The 16,813-nt window shown below is 72.4% G+C and carries 17 protein-coding genes; 8 read left to right on the top strand and 9 right to left on the bottom strand.

Features of this window, described 5'->3' with window-relative positions; genetic code table 11:
- Positions 1-196 precede the first annotated feature (196 nt).
- The 3 genes from EDD29_RS10905 to EDD29_RS45380 all read left to right on the top strand — a co-directional run bounded on the left by EDD29_RS10905 (position 197) and on the right by EDD29_RS45380 (position 2,404).
- Entirely contained in the window at positions 197-688 is a 492-nt protein-coding gene (locus EDD29_RS10905; RefSeq protein ID WP_123664277.1) for a MarR family winged helix-turn-helix transcriptional regulator, read from the top strand.
- A gap of 164 nt (positions 689-852) precedes the next feature.
- Positions 853-2,229, top strand: a complete 1,377-nt coding sequence (locus EDD29_RS10900; protein ID WP_123664276.1) for a ferredoxin reductase family protein — start codon at positions 853-855, stop codon at positions 2,227-2,229.
- A 25-nt stretch (positions 2,230-2,254) separates the two neighbouring features.
- Positions 2,255-2,404 carry a hypothetical protein gene (locus EDD29_RS45380; RefSeq protein ID WP_170201355.1) on the top strand — a complete coding sequence of 50 codons (150 nt, stop codon included), beginning with the start codon at positions 2,255-2,257 and terminating at the stop codon, positions 2,402-2,404.
- Between the two features lie 10 nt (positions 2,405-2,414).
- Here EDD29_RS45380 and EDD29_RS10895 read toward each other — a convergent pair whose 3' ends face one another.
- A complete protein-coding gene (locus EDD29_RS10895) occupies positions 2,415-3,506 on the bottom strand; it encodes a TetR/AcrR family transcriptional regulator (protein WP_123664275.1) in 1,092 nt (363 codons plus the stop codon).
- Positions 3,507-3,806: 300 nt separating this feature from the next.
- Positions 3,807-5,567 (bottom strand): FAD-binding dehydrogenase, encoded by a 1,761-nt coding sequence (locus EDD29_RS10885; RefSeq protein WP_123664273.1) that lies wholly within the window; start codon positions 5,565-5,567, stop codon positions 3,807-3,809.
- Positions 5,568-5,859: 292 nt separating this feature from the next.
- Here EDD29_RS10885 and EDD29_RS10880 point away from each other — a divergent pair, with 292 nt between their 5' ends.
- Positions 5,860-6,615 (top strand): DNA-formamidopyrimidine glycosylase family protein, encoded by a 756-nt coding sequence (locus EDD29_RS10880; protein ID WP_123664272.1) that lies wholly within the window; start codon positions 5,860-5,862, stop codon positions 6,613-6,615.
- Here the strand turns inward: EDD29_RS10880 and EDD29_RS10875 are convergent.
- Together EDD29_RS10875 and EDD29_RS10870 are read right to left on the bottom strand one after the other, a co-directional pair.
- Positions 6,578-7,387, bottom strand: a complete 810-nt coding sequence (locus tag EDD29_RS10875) for a TIGR02452 family protein (RefSeq protein WP_123664271.1) — start codon at positions 7,385-7,387, stop codon at positions 6,578-6,580. The two genes, EDD29_RS10880 and EDD29_RS10875, sit on opposite strands and share 38 nt — an antisense overlap.
- Before the next feature lie 166 nt (positions 7,388-7,553).
- Positions 7,554-7,835 carry a GlsB/YeaQ/YmgE family stress response membrane protein gene (locus tag EDD29_RS10870; RefSeq protein ID WP_123664270.1) on the bottom strand — a complete coding sequence of 94 codons (282 nt, stop codon included), beginning with the start codon at positions 7,833-7,835 and terminating at the stop codon, positions 7,554-7,556.
- Between the two features lie 416 nt (positions 7,836-8,251).
- Here EDD29_RS10870 and EDD29_RS10865 point away from each other — a divergent pair, with 416 nt between their 5' ends.
- On the top strand, positions 8,252-8,764 hold the full coding sequence (locus EDD29_RS10865) for a hypothetical protein (RefSeq protein WP_123664269.1): 513 nt from the start codon (positions 8,252-8,254) through the stop codon (positions 8,762-8,764).
- 60 nt (positions 8,765-8,824) lie between these two features.
- Here EDD29_RS10865 and EDD29_RS10860 read toward each other — a convergent pair whose 3' ends face one another.
- Positions 8,825-9,652 (bottom strand): hypothetical protein, encoded by an 828-nt coding sequence (locus EDD29_RS10860; protein WP_123664268.1) that lies wholly within the window; start codon positions 9,650-9,652, stop codon positions 8,825-8,827.
- 324 nt (positions 9,653-9,976) lie between these two features.
- Positions 9,977-11,026, bottom strand: a complete 1,050-nt coding sequence (locus EDD29_RS10855; RefSeq protein WP_246052706.1) for an alcohol dehydrogenase catalytic domain-containing protein — start codon at positions 11,024-11,026, stop codon at positions 9,977-9,979.
- A 180-nt stretch (positions 11,027-11,206) separates the two neighbouring features.
- On the opposite strand from EDD29_RS10855, the gene EDD29_RS10850 reads away from it, so the two are divergent.
- Positions 11,207-12,013 (top strand): DUF72 domain-containing protein, encoded by an 807-nt coding sequence (locus EDD29_RS10850; protein WP_246052705.1) that lies wholly within the window; start codon positions 11,207-11,209, stop codon positions 12,011-12,013.
- Here EDD29_RS10850 and EDD29_RS10845 read toward each other — a convergent pair.
- Entirely contained in the window at positions 11,937-12,458 is a 522-nt protein-coding gene (locus EDD29_RS10845) for a DinB family protein (protein WP_123664267.1), read from the bottom strand. The genes EDD29_RS10850 and EDD29_RS10845 overlap by 77 nt on opposite strands.
- A gap of 51 nt (positions 12,459-12,509) precedes the next feature.
- Positions 12,510-13,391 (bottom strand): nucleoside hydrolase, encoded by an 882-nt coding sequence (locus tag EDD29_RS10840; RefSeq protein ID WP_246052703.1) that lies wholly within the window; start codon positions 13,389-13,391, stop codon positions 12,510-12,512.
- 300 nt (positions 13,392-13,691) lie between these two features.
- On the opposite strand from EDD29_RS10840, the gene EDD29_RS10835 reads away from it, so the two are divergent.
- Positions 13,692-14,648 (top strand): VOC family protein, encoded by a 957-nt coding sequence (locus tag EDD29_RS10835; RefSeq protein ID WP_170201354.1) that lies wholly within the window; start codon positions 13,692-13,694, stop codon positions 14,646-14,648.
- A gap of 74 nt (positions 14,649-14,722) precedes the next feature.
- Here EDD29_RS10835 and EDD29_RS10830 read toward each other — a convergent pair whose 3' ends face one another.
- Positions 14,723-15,907, bottom strand: coding sequence for a cytochrome P450 (locus EDD29_RS10830; protein WP_123664265.1), 1,185 nt, complete (start codon positions 15,905-15,907; stop codon positions 14,723-14,725).
- Positions 15,908-15,987: 80 nt separating this feature from the next.
- Between EDD29_RS10830 and EDD29_RS10825 the strand changes: the two genes are divergently transcribed.
- The gene (locus tag EDD29_RS10825; RefSeq protein ID WP_123664264.1) at positions 15,988-16,809 is read left to right on the top strand and encodes an SAM-dependent methyltransferase; all 822 of its coding nucleotides are present in this window, start codon (positions 15,988-15,990) and stop codon (positions 16,807-16,809) included.
- Positions 16,810-16,813 lie beyond the last annotated feature (4 nt).

The following is a 16,813-nucleotide window of genomic DNA, read 5'->3' as shown; positions in this document are numbered from 1 at the left end:
GGTTCTCAAGGCGCCCGGGTTCCGGGCCCGGTGAGCACGGACCGTCCGGCATCACGGCCCCCCTTAAGTGAACGATCGAGTTTCTTTACGATAGAGCGAAGCCTAAGTGAACGGCAGGGTTTCGCCCGAGATCTCCCTCACAGGCCGCTGGGCCGGCCGCGCCGAGTCGTTGAGCGGTCAAGTTAGGCTTGAGGGCATGGACGAGGGGGAGCCGCACTGGCTGGCCGAGGAGGAGACGCAGGCGTGGCTCGGGCTGGCCAGCATGCTGATCCGGCTGCCCTCGGCCCTGGACGCGCAGCTCCAGCAGGACGCCGGGATCAGCCACTTCGAGTACCAGGTGCTGGCGGGCCTGTCGATGCGCCCCGAGCGCACGATGCGGATGAGCGAACTCGCCGAGGTGGCCGACGGCTCCCTGTCCCGGCTGTCCCACACCGTGACCCGGCTGGAGAAGCAGGGCTGGGTGCGCCGCGCCCCCGATCCGGCCGACGGCAGGTACACCCTTGCGATCCTCACCGAGGAGGGATGGGGCAAGGTGGTGGCCACCGCCCCCGGCCACGTCGCCGCGGTCCGGCGCTACGTCTTCGACCCGCTCACCCGCGCCCAGGTCCGCCAGCTCACCGAGATCGGCCGCCGGGTGACCCGCGCCCTCGATCCCGACGGGTCCTGCCCCACCACCAGGTTCGCCTGACAATCCCGGACGATCCAGGCGCCCCGGCGTGCCCGAGTTCCGTCAAGACGCGCCGCGGTTAATGATCTGTTAAGTAAGGCGCAGGTCAGGACTGCTTTCACAGGCCGTCCGATCGGGGAGTGATGCCTGAAGGGGAACGCGGGCACGCCGACGGGAGGAGGCCGATGACGACGTCCCAGAAGACCGTGCCCGTCGCGGCCGACCGGTTCGGTCCGGCGGACCTGCTCGGCGCGCTCGGCATCGCGTCCGTCGTGGTGGTCCTCTGGCTGTGGACGCGCTACCACGGCCCCCCGAGCCTCGCCTCGTCCGACACGGTGCTGTGGTCGCTCGGGCTGCTCACCGGCCTGCTCGCCGCCGACCTCATGGTGCTCCAGGTGCTGCTGCTGGCCCGGGTGCCGTGGGTGGAGCGGGCGTTCGGACACGACAGGCTGATCCGGCGGCACCGCTGGATCGGGTTCGCCGCGTTCTGGCTGATGATCGGGCATCTGGCGATGGCGACGGCCTGCCGGGTCTCCCCCGGCCTGCCCGGCGTCAACGTGCGGCTGTGGGAGCTGTACGTCCACCGGCACTGGATGCTGTTCGCCACCGTCGGCACGGGGCTGCTGGTACTCGTCGTGCTCGCCTCGCTGCGGCCGGTCCGGCGGAGGATGCGCTACGAGTCATGGCATCTGCTCCACCTGTACGCCTACCTCGGCATCGCGCTGAGCTTCCCGCACATGGTCGCCCACGGCACCGACTTCCGCGATCCCGTCGCGCGCGCTTACTGGTGGGCTCTCTTCGGGTCCGCCCTGGCCATCGTCCTTCTGTTCCGGGTGGCGCTGCCGCTGTGGCGGTCGGCCTACCACCGGCTGCGCGTCACCGACGTGCGGATCGAGGCGCCCGGCGTCGTCTCGGTGACGATGACCGGCCGCAACCTCGACCGCCTGCGCACCCGCTCCGGCCAGTACTTCATCTGGCGGTTCCTCGACGGCCCGGGCTGGAGCCGCGGCAATCCCTACACGGTCTCGGCGGCGCCCCGGGCCGACACGATGCGGATCACCGTCAAGGCCGCGGGCGACGGCAGCTCGCGGGCCGCGTGCCTGGCCCCGGGCGTCCGGGTGCTCATCGAGGGCCCCTACGGAACGCTGACGGCCGCGCGCCGGAAGCACCCGAGAATGCTCATGATCGCCGCGGGGATCGGCGTGACGCCGATGCGGGCGCTCCTGGAGGACACCCCGTTCTCGCCCGGCGAGACCACGTTCATCTACCGGTACTCGCACCACGAGCACGCGGTCTTCGCCGACGAGATCCGCGAGATCGCCGACCGGCGGGGCGTGGAGGTGCACTTCCTGCCGGGCCGCCGCAGATCCGGCCTGTCGTGGCTGCCCGCGGGCTCCGCGCACGACGACGACGCCGAGGCGCTCATGCACCTCGTGCCCGACATCGCCGAGCGCGACGTGTTCGCCTGCGGCCCTCCCGCCTGGCTCGGCGCGGTCCGACGGGCCGTGCGGCGCGCGGGCGTCCACCCCGACCAGGTCCACACCGAGGACTTCGCATGGTGAGGAAACTCGCGAAGAAGGGAGACGCATGCGCCGCGTCACGCTCTGGATCTGCGCCACCGTCGCCGCCCTTGTGCTGCTCTGGGCCTACCAGGTGAACGTCGCCGAGTCCGGAAAGCCCGGGCGGCCGCAGCAGTTCAGCCAGACGACGGCGCCGCGCATAGGAGAGTCCCCGTAGGGCGCAGGTGTCAGCGCGCGGCGGTGGCCGCGGCGTGGCAGGCCCCGTACCCGTCGGCCCTCGCGACGATCCTGCCCCCGCGCACCTGGACGGCCGCTTGGGTGCCGTCGCCCGCGCCGCCGAGCCCGACCGCGGCGGCGATCGCGCCCTCCCGGTCGTGAACGACCCGAAGACGGGGCAGCGCGTACGGCGGGAAGGCCGCGCGCAGGCAGGTGGCGGCCTCAGCCACGACGAGCCGGGCGAGCGGCCCGAACTCCCGGGGCTCGGCGCAGACCGGGACCACCGTGACGATCCCGTCGGGCAGGCCCCGGACCGCCTCCTCGACCGCGCCGAGGTGCCGCATGCCGAGGACGGCGACGACCCCGTCGGCGGCGAGGTCGGCGGGCATCCCACGGACCGCGTCGACGGCCTTCGGCGGCGTCCACACCTCGTCGACGGGCCGGGCCTTGCCCACGTAGGGCAGGTGCGGCGGGTTCCAGGGCTCCTCGGGCGCCGCCCCGGCGAGCGCGCCGCAGGCCGGGACGAGGTCGAGCGGCTCCCCGAAGCCGGGTGCGGCGGCCGCGAGGGTTTCCGCGCCGCGCAGCAGGGTGAGGGCGTGCTCGGCGACCCGGACGCGGCGGCCCCGGAACGTCCGGCTCGGCTCCATCCGCTCCAGCGCGAGCCCGAGCAGCAGCGCGTCCAGCGCCATCAGCCCGGCGTACGCCTGCCGGGCGTACTCGTCCACCACGACCTCTGAGACCACCTCGCGCCCGAGCCGCGCCGCCGCCCCCGGATCGTCCATCGCCAGCGGCTGCCGCCCGACCCAGGCCCGCGCGAACTCCGTCAGCGCCCCGACGGGATCGGTCGCCGCGCCCGGACCGATCTCCTCCTCGACCGGCTCCCGCAGGCCCGCCGCCTCCGCGTCGCCCGCGAGCACCTCGAAATACAGCGCCCGCTTCCCCGGAAACCCCGAGTACACGGCCCCCCGAGTCGACCCGGCCCGCTCCGCGATCCCGTCTACCGTCGCCCCCCGAAACCCCAGCGCCAGGAACTCGGCCCGCGCCGCCGCCAGCACCCGCCGCCGCGTCTCCCCCTGCTGCTCGCTCCTCGACCCGTCCCCCACGCCCGCTCCCCTCACCGATGCCCTCACCAGATGATCCCACCATCTGCCTAGAACATCGCACCACACCCCACAAACCCACCCGGTACTCCCTACGACGAGGAGCACTCCTCGTCCAGCAGGCCACCCGCCTTGACGAGGAGCCCCGGGCAGGGGTTCCAGGCCGGCACCTGCCACGGGGCTTGATGGGGAACCGCACCGGTGTGATCGGGCGCCGGGATCCCCAGCGCCCGATCACCGCCCGCGGCGGAGCCGCGGGCGAACAAGCACAGCCCGATCACCGCGCCGCCGACGCGGCGCCCTTCACACAGATCCAGCGGCCGCCCTGCCGGCCACTCGGCCGGAGAAGAGGCAGCCGCCCAGGAAGGTGCCTTCGAGGGAGCGGTAGCCGTGGACGCCGCCGCCGCCGAAGCCGGCGACTTCGCCTGCGGCGTAGAGGCCGGGGACGGGGGTGCCGACGGAGGAGAGGACGCGGGCGGAGAGGTCGGTCTGGAGGCCGCCGAGGGTCTTGCGGGTGAGGATGTTGAGGCGGACGGCGATCAGGGGGCCCTTGGCCGGGTCGAGGATCTTGTGCACGCCCGCGGTGCGGCTGAGCTGGTCGCCGGGATATTTCAGGGCGTTCCGGATGCCCATGACCTGGAGGTCCTTGGTGTAGGCGTTGTCGGTCTCCCGGTCTCGGGCCTCGATCTGACGGCGCAGGTCGGCCACCTTGATGAGGCCGGCGCCGGTGAGGCGGTTCATCCCCGCGACGAGGTCCTCGAGGGTGTCGGCGACGACGAAGTCCTCGCCGTGCGCCATGAAGTTCCGGATCGGCTCGGGCGTCTGCCAGGCCCGCGACAGCGTCAGCGGAATGTTCTTGTTGGTGAGGTCGGGGTTCTGCTCGGAGCCCGACAGCGCGAACTCCTTGCCGATGATCTCGTCGGTGAGCACGAACCAGGAGTAGTCGTAGCCCGTCGCGATGATGCGCTTGAGTGTCGAGATCGTGTCGTACCCGGGCAGGTCGGGCGCGCCGAAGCGGCGGCCCTCGGCGTCGAACCACAGCGACGACGGGCCGGGCAGGATCCGGATCCCGTGGTTCGCCCAGATCGGGTCCCAGTTCCGCAGGCCCTCGGTGTAGTGCCACATCCGGTCCCGGTTGACGATCCGGCCGCCCGCCGCCTCGGCGATCGCGAGCATCCGGCCGTCGACGTGCGCGGGCACCCCGGTGACCATGGTGTCGGGCGGGGTCCCGAGATAGTCCGGCCAGTTCTGCCTGACGAGGTCGATGTTCCCGCCGATCCCGCCCGACGTCACGATGACGGCGCCGGCGTGCAGCTCGAAGTCCCCGACGACGACCCGGGAGCTCGCGACCCCGCGCGGGGCGTCGCTCGGCTCGAGGACCGCCCCGTGCACCCCGTCGACGGCTCCCCCGGTGACCGTGAGGCCGTCGACCCGGTGCCGGAACTTCAGCGTCACCAGGCCCTTCGCGACGGCGGCGCGGACCCGCTTGGCGAAGGGCTCGACGACGGCCGGACCGGTCCCCCACGTCACGTGGAAGCGGGGGACGGAGTTGCCGTGGCCGTCGGCGAGGCCGCCGCCGCGCTCGGCCCAGCCGACGAGGGGGAACCACCGGACGCCCTGCTTGTACAGCCACGAGCGCTTCTCCGTGGCGGCGAACTCCAGGTAGGCCTCGGCCCAGCGGCGGCCCCAGTAGTCCTCGCCGAGGGGGTCGTCGACGCCGCGGTCGAAGGCCGCGGTGCCGAGCCAGTCCTGGCGGGCGAGGTCGAGCGAGTCCTTGACGCCCATGAGCCGCTGCTCGTCGGAGTCGATGAAGAACAGGCCGCCGAACGACCAGAACGCCTGCCCGCCGAGGTTGGTCTCGGGTTCCTGGTCGAGGAGGATCACCCGCCGGCCCGCGTCGGCGAGTTCGGCGGTCGCGACGAGCCCGGCGAGGCCGGCGCCGACGACGATCACGTCGGCGTTCGAGGTCGGGGCCGCGCCGCGCGCCGGCGCCGCCGTGGCGAGCGTCGCGGCCGCGACCGCGCCTCCCGCGAGCGCCTGCCGCCGAGTGAGGGGAGCATCCATGAGAGCCCTTTCGCCTGGGTTCCACAGTGTCGTGGATCACAGCGAACCAACCCGACCAAGCGCTCGCTAGTGCGCCCGTCACAACACCAGCCGGAAATTTCCACCGAACCGCACACAACCCGAGCACGCCGACCCCATGGAACGCTCCCCTGCCCGACCCGCAGGTCTTCAGCCCGGTGCGCGGAATCTCGGGCGGGCCACGAACCCGACCGGAGCGCCCCGGAGGCGGTCCCGGCTTTCGGGCTGCGCCGGCCCCCGGGCGCCGTCCGCGCGAAGGCGGCACAATGGATACGTGCCGGAAGGTGACAGCGTGTGGCGGGTGGCTCGGAATCTGCGGCCGGTGCTCGCGGGGCGGGAACTGCGCGAGGCGGATCTGCGGGTGCCGCGGCTGGCGACCGCCGACCTGACGGGGCGGACGGTGCGCGAGGTCGTGCCGCGCGGCAAGCACCTGCTCTTCCGGTTCGACGGGATGGTGCTGCACAGCCATCTGCTCATGGACGGGGCGTGGAAGATCTTTCCACCAGGAAAGCGGCCTTCCGGGCCATTCCACCAGATCCGGGCGCTGTTGCGGACTGACGCGGGCACGGCCGTCGGGTACCGGGTGCACCAGTTGCGGCTGGTCGCCGACGAGCGCGAGGTCGTCGGGCATCTCGGCCCGGACCTGCTCGGCCCCGACTGGGCCGCGGACGTCGCCGTCGCCAACCTCGCCGCGCGCCCCGACGTCGCCATCGGCGAGGCCCTGCTCGACCAGCGCAACCTCGCCGGGATAGGCAACATTTACAAGGCCGAGGTCCTGTTCACCGGGCGGACGCATCCGGAGACCCCCGCGGGACGGGCCGATCTGCCCGCCCTCGTCGAGATCGCGCACCGGCTGCTCACGGTGAACCGGGAGCGTCCGCGCCGGATCACCACGGGCTCGCCGGCCCGGCCCCTGTGGGTGTACGGCCGGGCGCGACGGCCGTGCCTGCGCTGCGGGACCCCGATCCGGGTCGCGGGGCAGGCCGACCGCGTCACCTACTGGTGTCCGCGGTGCCAGCCCGCTCCTTGAACCGGCCGGCGAACGCGCGGTACTGCGGGGTGGTCCCCGCCGGGTCGAAGACCGCCATGGTGACGTGCGCGAACGCGCCCGCGAAGGGGCCTTCGAGGAGCCCGGCCCAGATGTCGGCGACCTCGGCGGGGTCGTTGCGGAACACGCCGCAGCCCCACGCGCCGAGCACGAGCGTGTCGTGGCCTTCGGACGCGGCCAGCGACAGCACCTTGGCGGCGCGGAGCCGCAGGATCGGCGAGACGTCGACGTCCGGGGGCAGCGCGCCGCGGTTGGGCGCGGGTGAAGTGACGAACGCGACCTCGTAAGGCTCGGCGAGCAACACGCCGGACTCTTCGCGGAACACCGGGACGCCCGGGGAGTAGATCATCCGGTCGGAGTAGCGGGTGTCCCCCTCCGCGCGGTGCGCGTCGTAGAACTCGGTCTGGAACCGGTGCAGCGTCGGGTGGAGCGCGGACGCGCGCGCCAGCGCCTCCTCCTGGGCGTGCGCACCGCGCAAGAAGCCGCCGCCGGGGTTCTTCGCGGACGCGAAGTTGAGCGCGGCGACGCCGGGGCCGAGCCTGCGCGCGGCCTCGAGGGTGGTCTCCCGGGTCAGCTCGACAACGGTGTCGTGCGCGCCCTTCCGGGGTGCGGCGAACCCGTGCGGCTGGACGAGCCGGGCCGCCGCCACCGCGCGCGGCACGTCGAGCGTCACGGTGCTGCCTCCGACGCGGTAGGCGCCCGCGGCAAGGATCGCCACGGTCTCCTCGGCGATCGCCTTTCGATTTAGTCTCATAGTGAGAACATCTCATCGAAGGCCCCCGTCCGCAACGGGTTTTCCCCGATCGCCGCGCACCGCCGGCCCCCGCGCACGCCGAAGGACGCCGCACCCGACCGAGCCGGGTACGGCGTCCTGGATGCGGAGCCGCCTTCCCCGTAAGGCGGCTCCGCATCGGGGGCGGTCAGTAGCGACCGCTGCGCGACCTGCCGCCGCGCACGGCGGACACGAGCCCGACTCCGACGGCCGCCAGGCCGATCTGGAAGGCCAGCTCGATCCAGTCGACGCCGTCGGTCACGGACACGCCGACCTCCTGGGCCAGCGCGGTGCCCAGGAGCGCGGCGAGGATGCCGACGCCCACGGTGAGCAGGACGCCGATCGGCTGGCGGCCCGGCAGCACCAGTCGGCCCAGCATCCCGACGATCGCGCCGATGACGATGGCGGTGATGATCCCTGCGACGGTCATATGCCTCTCCAACTCAGATGGGGTCGCAATGGAACATGCCCGCTTGACCATTCATTGAATCATCTTTTAACCAAAGGAGATGTGCGTCACGCAATGGATCACTGAGCGTGAACGGCGGCGACAAGGTCGCGATATTCCCGAGAAACCACTGGTCAGCGCCCATATGAAGGAGGCCGCCAAGACGGCTTTCAAATCACATTCGGACACGCTCCGTGTACAAGAAATCGACCCCGGGGATGGCACGTATGACGCCACGAAGCGGTGGGTCCCGGCCACAGGAAACTAGATCACGACACAATCTCGGAAGAAATGTGGTTATCTTTCCGTGATTGCGGGGGATCCTTTACCTGAGGCGTCCCGGTCGGCACCGGGACACCGCAGACCCACCACCCGTCCGACGGCAGAAAGGCCACACGATGACCAGCGAGAACCTGGGGACCACGGCGACGCGGGAACGCGAGGCCGAGGCCGTCCACCAGGAGATCGACAGCACCCGCCGCACGCTCGGGCAGACCGTGACGCTGCTGGCCGACAAGGCCGACGCCTCGGCGCGCGAGGGCCTGCGCACCGCCCGGGAGAAGGCGGGCCACGCCGCGCGCCGGCCCGAACGCGGCAAGGGCGTCGCACTCGCGGCGGGGGCCGTCGCACTCGGCGCGCTGGCCTGGGCCCGGTCACGCCGCACCCGTCCGGTCGCCCGCAAGGACCGCGCGCTCCGCGCGGCCCGGGCCTTCGGCGAGGGCGCCCTCGCCCAGGGCCGCACCGCGCTCACCCATCCCGTGGTGCTCTCCACCGTGGATCGCGCCCGCGCCACGGCGAAGACCCCGACGAACCGCTCTCGCCTGGAAGGCGCCTCCGGCGCGCTGGGCGCGCTGGCGGCTCTGGGCCTCGCCCGCCGAGCCGCCCGCCGCCCCCGCACCCCCGACGCCTGACCCGGCAAGACGTGCGCCCACCCGCCCTCCGGGGCGGGTGGGCGCACGCGTCCGCGCCGGTCAGATGCGGCGCTTGCGGACTCCCTTGAACTCGAAGTCGTACAGGTCGTCGTTGATGCGGAGGCCGTCGACGGCGCCGGTGAAGGCGTTGTCGCGGCCCTTCTGGAACTCGACGGAGTAGGTGATGACCGCGTTCGGCAGGGCGGCCTTCGCCTGGGCGAAGGTGCAGGGGCTGGCCAGCGTGCAGTTGATGGCGGGGCCGGTCGCGCCCGTGGCGAACCAGCGGCTGCCGGTGGCCGCCGCGTCGTAGGTCTGCCACCTGCCCTGGGTGGGCGTCGCCGGCGCCGACGGGCTCTGCGAGATGTTCGGCAGGTAACCGAGCGTCGAGTAGGTGACCCCCGGGTTGAGCTTCGGATCGATCTCGAACGCGATCCCGGGCAGGGCCACCTGGGCGATCGAGTCCATCGCGGTGAAGATCGAGTAGCTGAGGGTCTTGATGTCCCTGAGGCGGACGCCCGCGAAATCGGTCTCGTTGCCGTAGGCGATCTTCTCGTCGTCGGTGGTGACCGCGGGGTTCGGCCCCGCCGCGACCAGGAGGCCGAGGCTGCCGTGGCCGTACGGCGGCTTCTGCGTCGCGGCCGGCGCGGCGGTGGTGCGGCCCCAGGGGCCGAACCGCAGTTCGGCGACGGGCGACCCGATGGTGTTCCGTCCGATGACTCCCCATTTATCGGAGTAGACCCAGGGGTCCCCCGCCGCGTCCTCCGCCGCCACCGTGGTCGCCTGCTCCGGGTCCGCAGCCGCCGCGGAGACCGCGGTCGAGCCCGCGCCCGCGACACCCGCCAGAACGGCGCCGCACATCGTCAGCACCGCCCGCTTCTTCACCCTCACTCGCCCTCCTCGACCTTCCCCGCGGCCGGGCCGCCTCCGCCGGCGGCACGCAGTCGACACCGCGGGACCCGCGCGGTTCCTCCCCTCCCGCGCACCCGCCGAAATCCATGATCATCCCTTTGGCGAATTCTTTAGCCGAGAGAACGACCCGATACTCGGACCATCTCCGAGAAAGGCGAGAAATCCGCTTTGCCGGACCGAGTGGGAGTTGTTCGCTAGGACGATATCCGCAGGTGAGAACCGGTTTTCCGGGGTGTCGGAATTCTATGATCTTTCGTTTCCCATGGCGCTCGCCGCGAAGATCGTCGGGTGGCCGGAGCCGGATCAGGAGAGCGAGACGACGGCGCGGCCGGTGAGGGCGCCGGTGCGGAGGGCCGCGTAGGCGGTGGGGGTTTCGGCGAAGGGATAGAGGGCGACGTCATTGCGGAGTTCGCCCGAGGCGGCGAGTGCGAGGACTTCGCGGAGGTCGGAGACGGACGAGCCCTGGAAGGTGAAGATCTCGGCGTCCTTGGGGAGGCCGCCGAACCACGGGCGGTCATAGGTGCCTCCGCCCGCGCCGACGAGGCCGAAGGCGCCGCCGGGGGCCACGGAGCCGACGCCCGCGCGCAGGGTGGCGTCCGCGCCGACGAAGTCCAGGACGGCGTCGGCTCCGTGGCCGGTCAGCGCGCGCACGGCCCTGGCGACGCCGCGGCCGCCGACGATCGTCTCGTGGGCGCCGAGGTCGCGGGCCCGCGCGAGGGCGTCCGGGTCGGTGTCGACCGCGACGACCCTGGCGCCGGTGAGCAGCCGCAGGAACTGCACGGCGAACCCGCCGAGGCCGCCCACGCCGATGACGACCGCCGTCCCGCCGTCGGGAACGCGCGGAAGCACCCTTTTGACCGCGTGATACGAGGTCGCGCCCGCGTCGGTGTAGGGACCGGCCGTCACCGGGTCCATACCGGGGGCGAGCCTTACCAGCGCCCGTGCGTCGTCCACCAGGACGTACTCGGCGAGCCCGCCGTCCCGCCCGTACCCGCGCCCGTAGGGACGCTCCGTGCACACGCTGTCGAGGCCGCGCGCGCAGAACCGGCAGGAGCCGCAGGAGGCGGGCGAGACGACGGCCACCGCGTCGCCTTCCGCCACCCCGTAGACGCCGCGCCCTGTCGCCGCGACGTGTCCCGCGGTCTCATGCCCGAGGGTGAAGGGCGCGCGCCAGCCGAGCGCCCTGCCGACGTCCGCGGTGATCCCCTGCATCGCCAGGTCCGAATGGCAGAGCCCGCATCCGGCGACCCGCACGAGCACCTCGCCGGGTCCGGGCTCGGGCACCGGCACCTCCGCGAATCCCGGCTCCGCGAGCCACGCCCCGAGCCGGTAGGCCCGCATCGTCCGTCCCACAACACCTCCGCACGCCGCAGTCCTCCCGTCTTATCGCGAATCACCCCAGACCCGGCACAACCGAACCGTATTCGTTACCTTGCCCGCATATCGGCCGACGCCGACGTTCGCGGCATCTGACCAACCCGTGGGCTTTTATTGCGCTTCATCCGGAAATGCCGGTATTCAGGGGTGTTCCTGGTGAACGAGCTGCTCGTGGGGACGTCCGGGTGGATGTACGACGACTGGCGGACCCGCTTCTATCCCGGAGACGTCGCCAAGAAGAGGTGGCTGGCGTATTACGGCGCACGGTTCCCCACCGTCGAGAACAACAACGCCTTCTACCGGCTGCCCGAACGGGACACCTTCGCGGGCTGGAAGGCGAGCGTCCCCGACGGGTTCGTCATGGCGGTCAAGGCGAGCCGCTACCTCACCCATATGAAACGGCTGCGCGACCCCGCCGAACCCGTCCGGCGGCTCCTGCGGGCCGCCGAAGGGCTCGGGACGGCCCTCGGACCGGTCCTCCTCCAGCTCCCGCCGACCCTGCGCGGCGACCCCGACCGCCTCGCCGCGTGCCTGCGCGCGTTCCCCCGGGGCGTCCCCGTCGCGGTGGAGCCCCGGCACCCGTCCTGGTGGACCGGCGACGTCAGGCGCGTCCTGGAGGCGCGCGGCGCGGCCCTGGTGTGGGCCGACCGGCTCGGCCGCCCCCAGGGCCCGCTGTGGGCGACCGCCGACTGGGCCTACCTCCGCCTGCACGAGGGCGCGGCCGCACCCCGTCCGCACTACGGCGACCGCGCGCTGGGCGCCTGGCTGGACCGCCTCACCGAAGGCGGCCCCTTCACCCGGACGTTCGCCTACCTCAACAACGACCACGGCGGCGCGGCGGTCCGCGACGCCGAGCGGTTCCGCGACCTCGCCGCGGCCGCTGGCCTCACCGCGCCGAGCGCGCCGCGTGCAGCAGTCGCAGGGAGCCGATCTCCGCGACGTTCTTCACCAGTTCGACGCTGACCCACGCAGCGGCCTGCGCGAGCGGCTGCTCGAGGCCGAAAAGGCGTACCGTCCTCGTGTCGAGCTCCTCGTCCGTCACCTCCGCGAGCCGCGCCCGCCACGCCGCGAGGAGCCCGCGCAGCCACCCGGCCGCCGCCCCCGCCGACCCTGGCCAGGCGATCTCCGCACGCGCGGGCGCGCCCCCGCCGAAGCACTCCCCCGCCGCCGTCGTCCACCAGTACCCGATGTGCCACATCAGCCACGCGATCGTCGGCGTCGGCACGGGGTCGGGCTCGGCGTCCGCCCAGTCGACGGCCCATCCGGGGCCTTCCGGCCGGACGCTCCACGACACCGGCGACGGCTCCCAGAGGCACTCCGCGTCCCCCAGCCCGTCCAGGTGGTACTCCAGGAGCGCTCCGGCGAGGTCGAGCTGGTGGAGGAGCAGGGCGGCGCGCGGGGTGGGCATCCGGGCAGTCTGCCCGATGCTCCCGCGCGCCGCACGCGCATTTCCGGGGCGTCAGTCCTGGCCGGTGAAGACCCGGAAGAACGCCTCGTGGTCGAGTGAGGTGGTGAGGAAGGTGCGGGTGTGCTCGGCGGGGCGGCCGCCCCAGCCGCCGGGCTCGCGGCGCACCTCGGCCTCGGCCCAGGCCGCGATGGCGGGGGCGAGCGCGCAGCAGGCCGCCGTCGGGTCGTGCAGCAGCTTGCCGTCCCTGCGGCGGCGCAGGTAGAGGTCCATGCCCCGGTGGATGAGCGCGAGCGACGGGGACGCCGCTTTGTGCGCGGCGAGCCGCTCATGGAAGGCCCGGTCGTAGCGGACCCCGTGCGTGACGTTCTTCGAGACGAGTTCGCGACGGCCGATGGGCGCCTCGGGTGAGAGCGCGAGGAGCGCCGCACGCGGGGCCCCGTTGAAGTTGAACGTGGGGCACACGTCCTTCCCGGCGAACTTCGGCAGCCGGTCGGCGGGCGGCACGAGCGGGTCGCCGGCGAAACCGCCCTGCGCGACCCATCTGTCGAGCCGCACGTCCGGCCGCTCCTCCAGCAGCGCGCCCAGGTGGTGCGGCGGCCCTCCCGTGACGAGGACCGCGCGCGGATGCGCGGTCAGCGTCCCGGCCAGCAGGTCGACGGCCGGCGCGTCCGGATCGGCCGGGCTCCAGGACCCGAGCCAGCGCCGGTGGAACCCCGAGACATGGTCCCGCCCCGTCCCCGGATCCCGCCCGCCGACGGGTACGTCGGCCCGCCCGAGCAGGGCGAGCACGCGGCGGACGAGCCCGATCTGGTCCGCGGATCCCGGTGTGACCGTCACCGCGCGCAGCCTCGCCCGGGGATGCCCGGCGAGCAGGCACAGGGCCAGGACGTCGTCGGGGTCCTGGGTCTCGATGTCCAGCAGAACGTCCAGCACGCACGCCTCCTCAAGGCGGCGGGGAACGCGGTGAGCCTAGCCCGCTCCGGAAAGGCGCGCGACGGGTTTTCTGCCCGGCCGAAGCCCCAGAAACTCTCACAGAGTGACTGATCCTGCGGTTTCTGCAACATTGGCTGCTTGAAGTGATTTAATCATCACTCATCGTGGCCGACCGGGACATTAACGGGCGGTCCCCCCGCACTGACCGCGACGGCCTGATGCCGTCCCGTGGTCGCGCGCGCCTCGGAGGGCGCCGCGCGGCCGCGGAACCACGGTCAGCAGACACGTATGGAGAGATTCGTGCACTTTTCCAAGATCGCGCGCGCCCTCGCGCTGGGGCTGGTGCCGGTGCTCGCGCTGGCCTTCCCCGGCGCCGGGATGACCGAGGACGGCGTCGAGCGGCCGAGAACCGGTCCGCTCGGCGCGCCCGATCACGTCGGCTTCGCCGTCGCCGACATCGACGCCGCGGTGCGGCAGCTGCGGATCGGCACCGGCAACCGGTTCACCCAGATCCGCACGACCCAGCCCGTCGTCGCCGTCGCGGGCTTCGGCAGCTCCCGCATCGAGATGCGCCGCGCCCGCACCCTGCGCGGCTCGCCGCACCTCGAGCTGATCGAGTCCGACGCCCCCGGCCCCTGGTCCGCGACCCCCGCGCAGGCCAAGCCGTTCCTGTCCTACACCGTCACCGACGTGGACGACGCGGCGTCCAGGCTGGCGAACGCGGGCTTCCAGCGGGTCGCCGACAGCGGCGCCTTCGCGTTCTGGAAGGGGGCGGGCGGCGTCCTGGTCCAGCTCATCGAGAACTCCGCGGCGCCCACCGGCCAGGACGCCGGACAGCCGCCGGGCATCGACCTCGGCGCGGTCCGCAACGTGTCGATCCTGCCCTGCCCGGTCACCTCGGTGCGGACGCAGGTCTCCGCGGTGTCCGGGATCTCCTTCTCGCCGGAGGTCTCCTACGACATGCCGTGGCAGCTCTCCAACGGTTCCTCGGTGTTCGTGCACGAGACCGTCTCACTCGGCAGCACGAACGCCCCGTACGTCAGCATCGTCACCCAGGCGCCCGCCCTGCCGGACAACGCCTGCACGACGACGAGCACGCCGTTCTACCCCGTCTTCCTCACCGGTGACGTCCCGGCGGCGGGCACCCAGCTCGACGCGGCGGGCTGGGCGCGGCTCGCCACGGCGAACCCGATGGTCTCCCTGCACCGGGCGTCGGGCATCTCGGTGGAGATCGCCCACACCAGCTTCCTGCCCTGACCGCGCGGCCGCACGGGAACCGGCCCCGCACGACGGAGAAGGGCCCGGCGTCCTCGCCGGGCCCTTCTCGTTCGTCAGCGCGCGGTGAAGCTCGTCGGCAGCGAGGCGAACCCGCGGTTGTTGGACGAGCCGATGCGGACGGCGTTGGCCTCGTCGATCTCGTAGTCGGCGATGTGCGCGGTGAGCGCCTCGAGGGCGATGCGGGCCTCCAGCCGGCCGAGGATGGCGCCGAGGCAGTGGTGTCGGCCGTAGCCGAACGCCAGGGAGCCCGCGGTGTCGCGGCCGAGCACGAACGCGTCGGGGTTCTCGAACACCGCGGGGTCGTGGTTGGCGGCGCCGGTCATGAGCAGGATCCGGGACTCGGCGGGGATGACGGTCCCGTGCACCTCGACGTCGGCGACCGTGGTGCGCGCGATGGTCTGCGACGGCGGGTCGTAGCGGAGGGTCTCCTCGACCCAGTCCTCGATCCGGCCGCCGAGGGCGAGCGCCTTCTGGTCCGGGTGCGCGGCCGCGGCGTGCCAGGCGTTGCCGAGCAGCAGCATGGTGGTCTCGATGCCGGCGCCGACCAGGAGGATGAGGATGGACACGACCTCCTCGGGCGTCAGCCTGTCCTCGCCCTCCGCCGCGTCGAGCAGGCCGGACAGCAGGTCGTCCTGCCGGACCTTGGCCCGGTCGATCGTCAGCTCGGTGTAGTAGCCGACGAGCGCGCCGACCGCGGCCATGGCCGACGGCGGCAGGTCCTTCACCGGGCCGCCGTCCGGCTCGCGGTACATGATGGCCATGCCCAGGTCGCGCACCTTCGCGCGGTCCGCCTCCGGCACCCCGACCAGCTCGGAGATGACGTCGGTCGGGAAACCGCCGGCGAAGTGCATGAGGTCGAAGGTGTCACCCGACAGCAGCGGCTCCAGGTGGGCCTTTCCGATCTCCCGGATCCGCGGCTCCAGCGCCTGCACGCGCTTGTTGGTGAACGCGCTCTGCACCAGCGCCCGCAGCCGGGTGTGCCGGGGCGGGTCCAGCGCCACGAAGGAGAAGATCTGCTCGGCCTGCGGGCCCCAGAACGCCGGCTCAAGACGGAGACCGTTCTTGCTGGAGTACCGCTCGGAGTCCTTCAGCGCCGCGACGACGTCGGCGTGCCGGGACAGCGCGTAGAAGTCGTCCTCTTCGTTGCGATAGACCGGCGCCTCCTCCCGCATCCGCTTGTAGACGGGGTACGGGTCCTTCTGGATCGCGAAGTCGAACGGGCTGTAGTGCAGGTCCATACCGGCTGCCTTCTAGGACGAGAACGGGAGGGCGGGCGTCTTAGACGATCATGTACCAATCAGTGCCGATTTACAGGAGAATGCCGCTTGTGGATATCGAACAGGTACCGAGTGGGATCGACGCCTCCCGCGCCCATCCCGCGCGCCGGTACGACTACTGGCTCGGCGGCAAGGACAACTTCGAGGCCGACCGCGAATCCGGTCGCCTCGTCGCCGCGGCCTTTCCGACGATCCGGATGTCGGCCATCGAGAACCGCCGTTTCCTGCATCGCGCGGTCCGCCACCTGACCGAGGAAGCGGGCATCCGGCAGTTCCTCGACATCGGCGCGGGCCTCCCCTCGGCCGGCAACGTCCACGAGATCGCGCAGGAGATCGCGCCCGAGAGCCGGGTCGTGTACGTCGACAACGACCCGATCGTGCTGGTGCACGCCCGCGCGCTGCTGAACAGCTCGCCCGAGGGCAGGACGGCCTACCTGGAGGCCGACCTGAACGACCCCGAGCACATCCTCGGCCTGGCCGGGGTGCACGAGACGATCGACCTGTCCAAGCCGGTCGCGCTGATGCTGCTCGCGGTGTTCCACTTCATGGTGGACGACGAAGCGGCGCACCGGATCTTCCGCACGCTCCGCGAGCGGCTCGCCCCGGGCAGCTACATCGTGTTCTCCCACGCCACCAGCGACGACCTGGCCGGCGACCCGGAGGAGCACCGCAAGGTCAACAACATGAGCGGCATCCCGTTCCGGGTGCGCACCTCGGCGGAGGTCGCGGAGTTCATGGAAGGGCTCGAACTCGTCGAACCCGGCGTCAGCTCCCTGCCCCACTGGCGGCCGAACGTCCCCGAGCGGGAGCGCGCCCGGCCCGAGGACATCTGCATGCACGGCGTCGTCGCCCGGATCCCCTGACCCG

The sequence above is a fragment of the Actinocorallia herbida genome (genome assembly GCF_003751225.1).
Taxonomy (GTDB): domain Bacteria; phylum Actinomycetota; class Actinomycetes; order Streptosporangiales; family Streptosporangiaceae; genus Actinocorallia; species Actinocorallia herbida.
The sequence above is the reverse complement of the archived record's forward strand: the minus strand, read 5'-3'. Positions and strand labels throughout refer to the sequence as shown.

What these genes read in the sequence shown, in the direction of transcription:
- EDD29_RS10825 (WP_123664264.1), top strand. Translation starts at nt 15,988, where the DNA reads ATGCCGCTTGTGGATATCGAACAGGTACCGAGTGGGATCGACGCCTCC.
- EDD29_RS10885 (WP_123664273.1), bottom strand. Translation starts at nt 5,567, where the DNA reads ATGGATGCTCCCCTCACTCGGCGGCAGGCGCTCGCGGGAGGCGCGGTC.
- EDD29_RS10845 (WP_123664267.1), bottom strand. Translation starts at nt 12,458, where the DNA reads ATGCCCACCCCGCGCGCCGCCCTGCTCCTCCACCAGCTCGACCTCGCC.
- EDD29_RS10830 (WP_123664265.1), bottom strand. Translation starts at nt 15,907, where the DNA reads ATGGACCTGCACTACAGCCCGTTCGACTTCGCGATCCAGAAGGACCCG.
- EDD29_RS10900 (WP_123664276.1), top strand. Translation starts at nt 853, where the DNA reads ATGACGACGTCCCAGAAGACCGTGCCCGTCGCGGCCGACCGGTTCGGT.
- EDD29_RS10870 (WP_123664270.1), bottom strand. Translation starts at nt 7,835, where the DNA reads ATGACCGTCGCAGGGATCATCACCGCCATCGTCATCGGCGCGATCGTC.
- EDD29_RS10905 (WP_123664277.1), top strand. Translation starts at nt 197, where the DNA reads ATGGACGAGGGGGAGCCGCACTGGCTGGCCGAGGAGGAGACGCAGGCG.
- EDD29_RS45380 (WP_170201355.1), top strand. Translation starts at nt 2,255, where the DNA reads ATGCGCCGCGTCACGCTCTGGATCTGCGCCACCGTCGCCGCCCTTGTG.
- EDD29_RS10865 (WP_123664269.1), top strand. Translation starts at nt 8,252, where the DNA reads ATGACCAGCGAGAACCTGGGGACCACGGCGACGCGGGAACGCGAGGCC.
- EDD29_RS10875 (WP_123664271.1), bottom strand. Translation starts at nt 7,387, where the DNA reads ATGAGACTAAATCGAAAGGCGATCGCCGAGGAGACCGTGGCGATCCTT.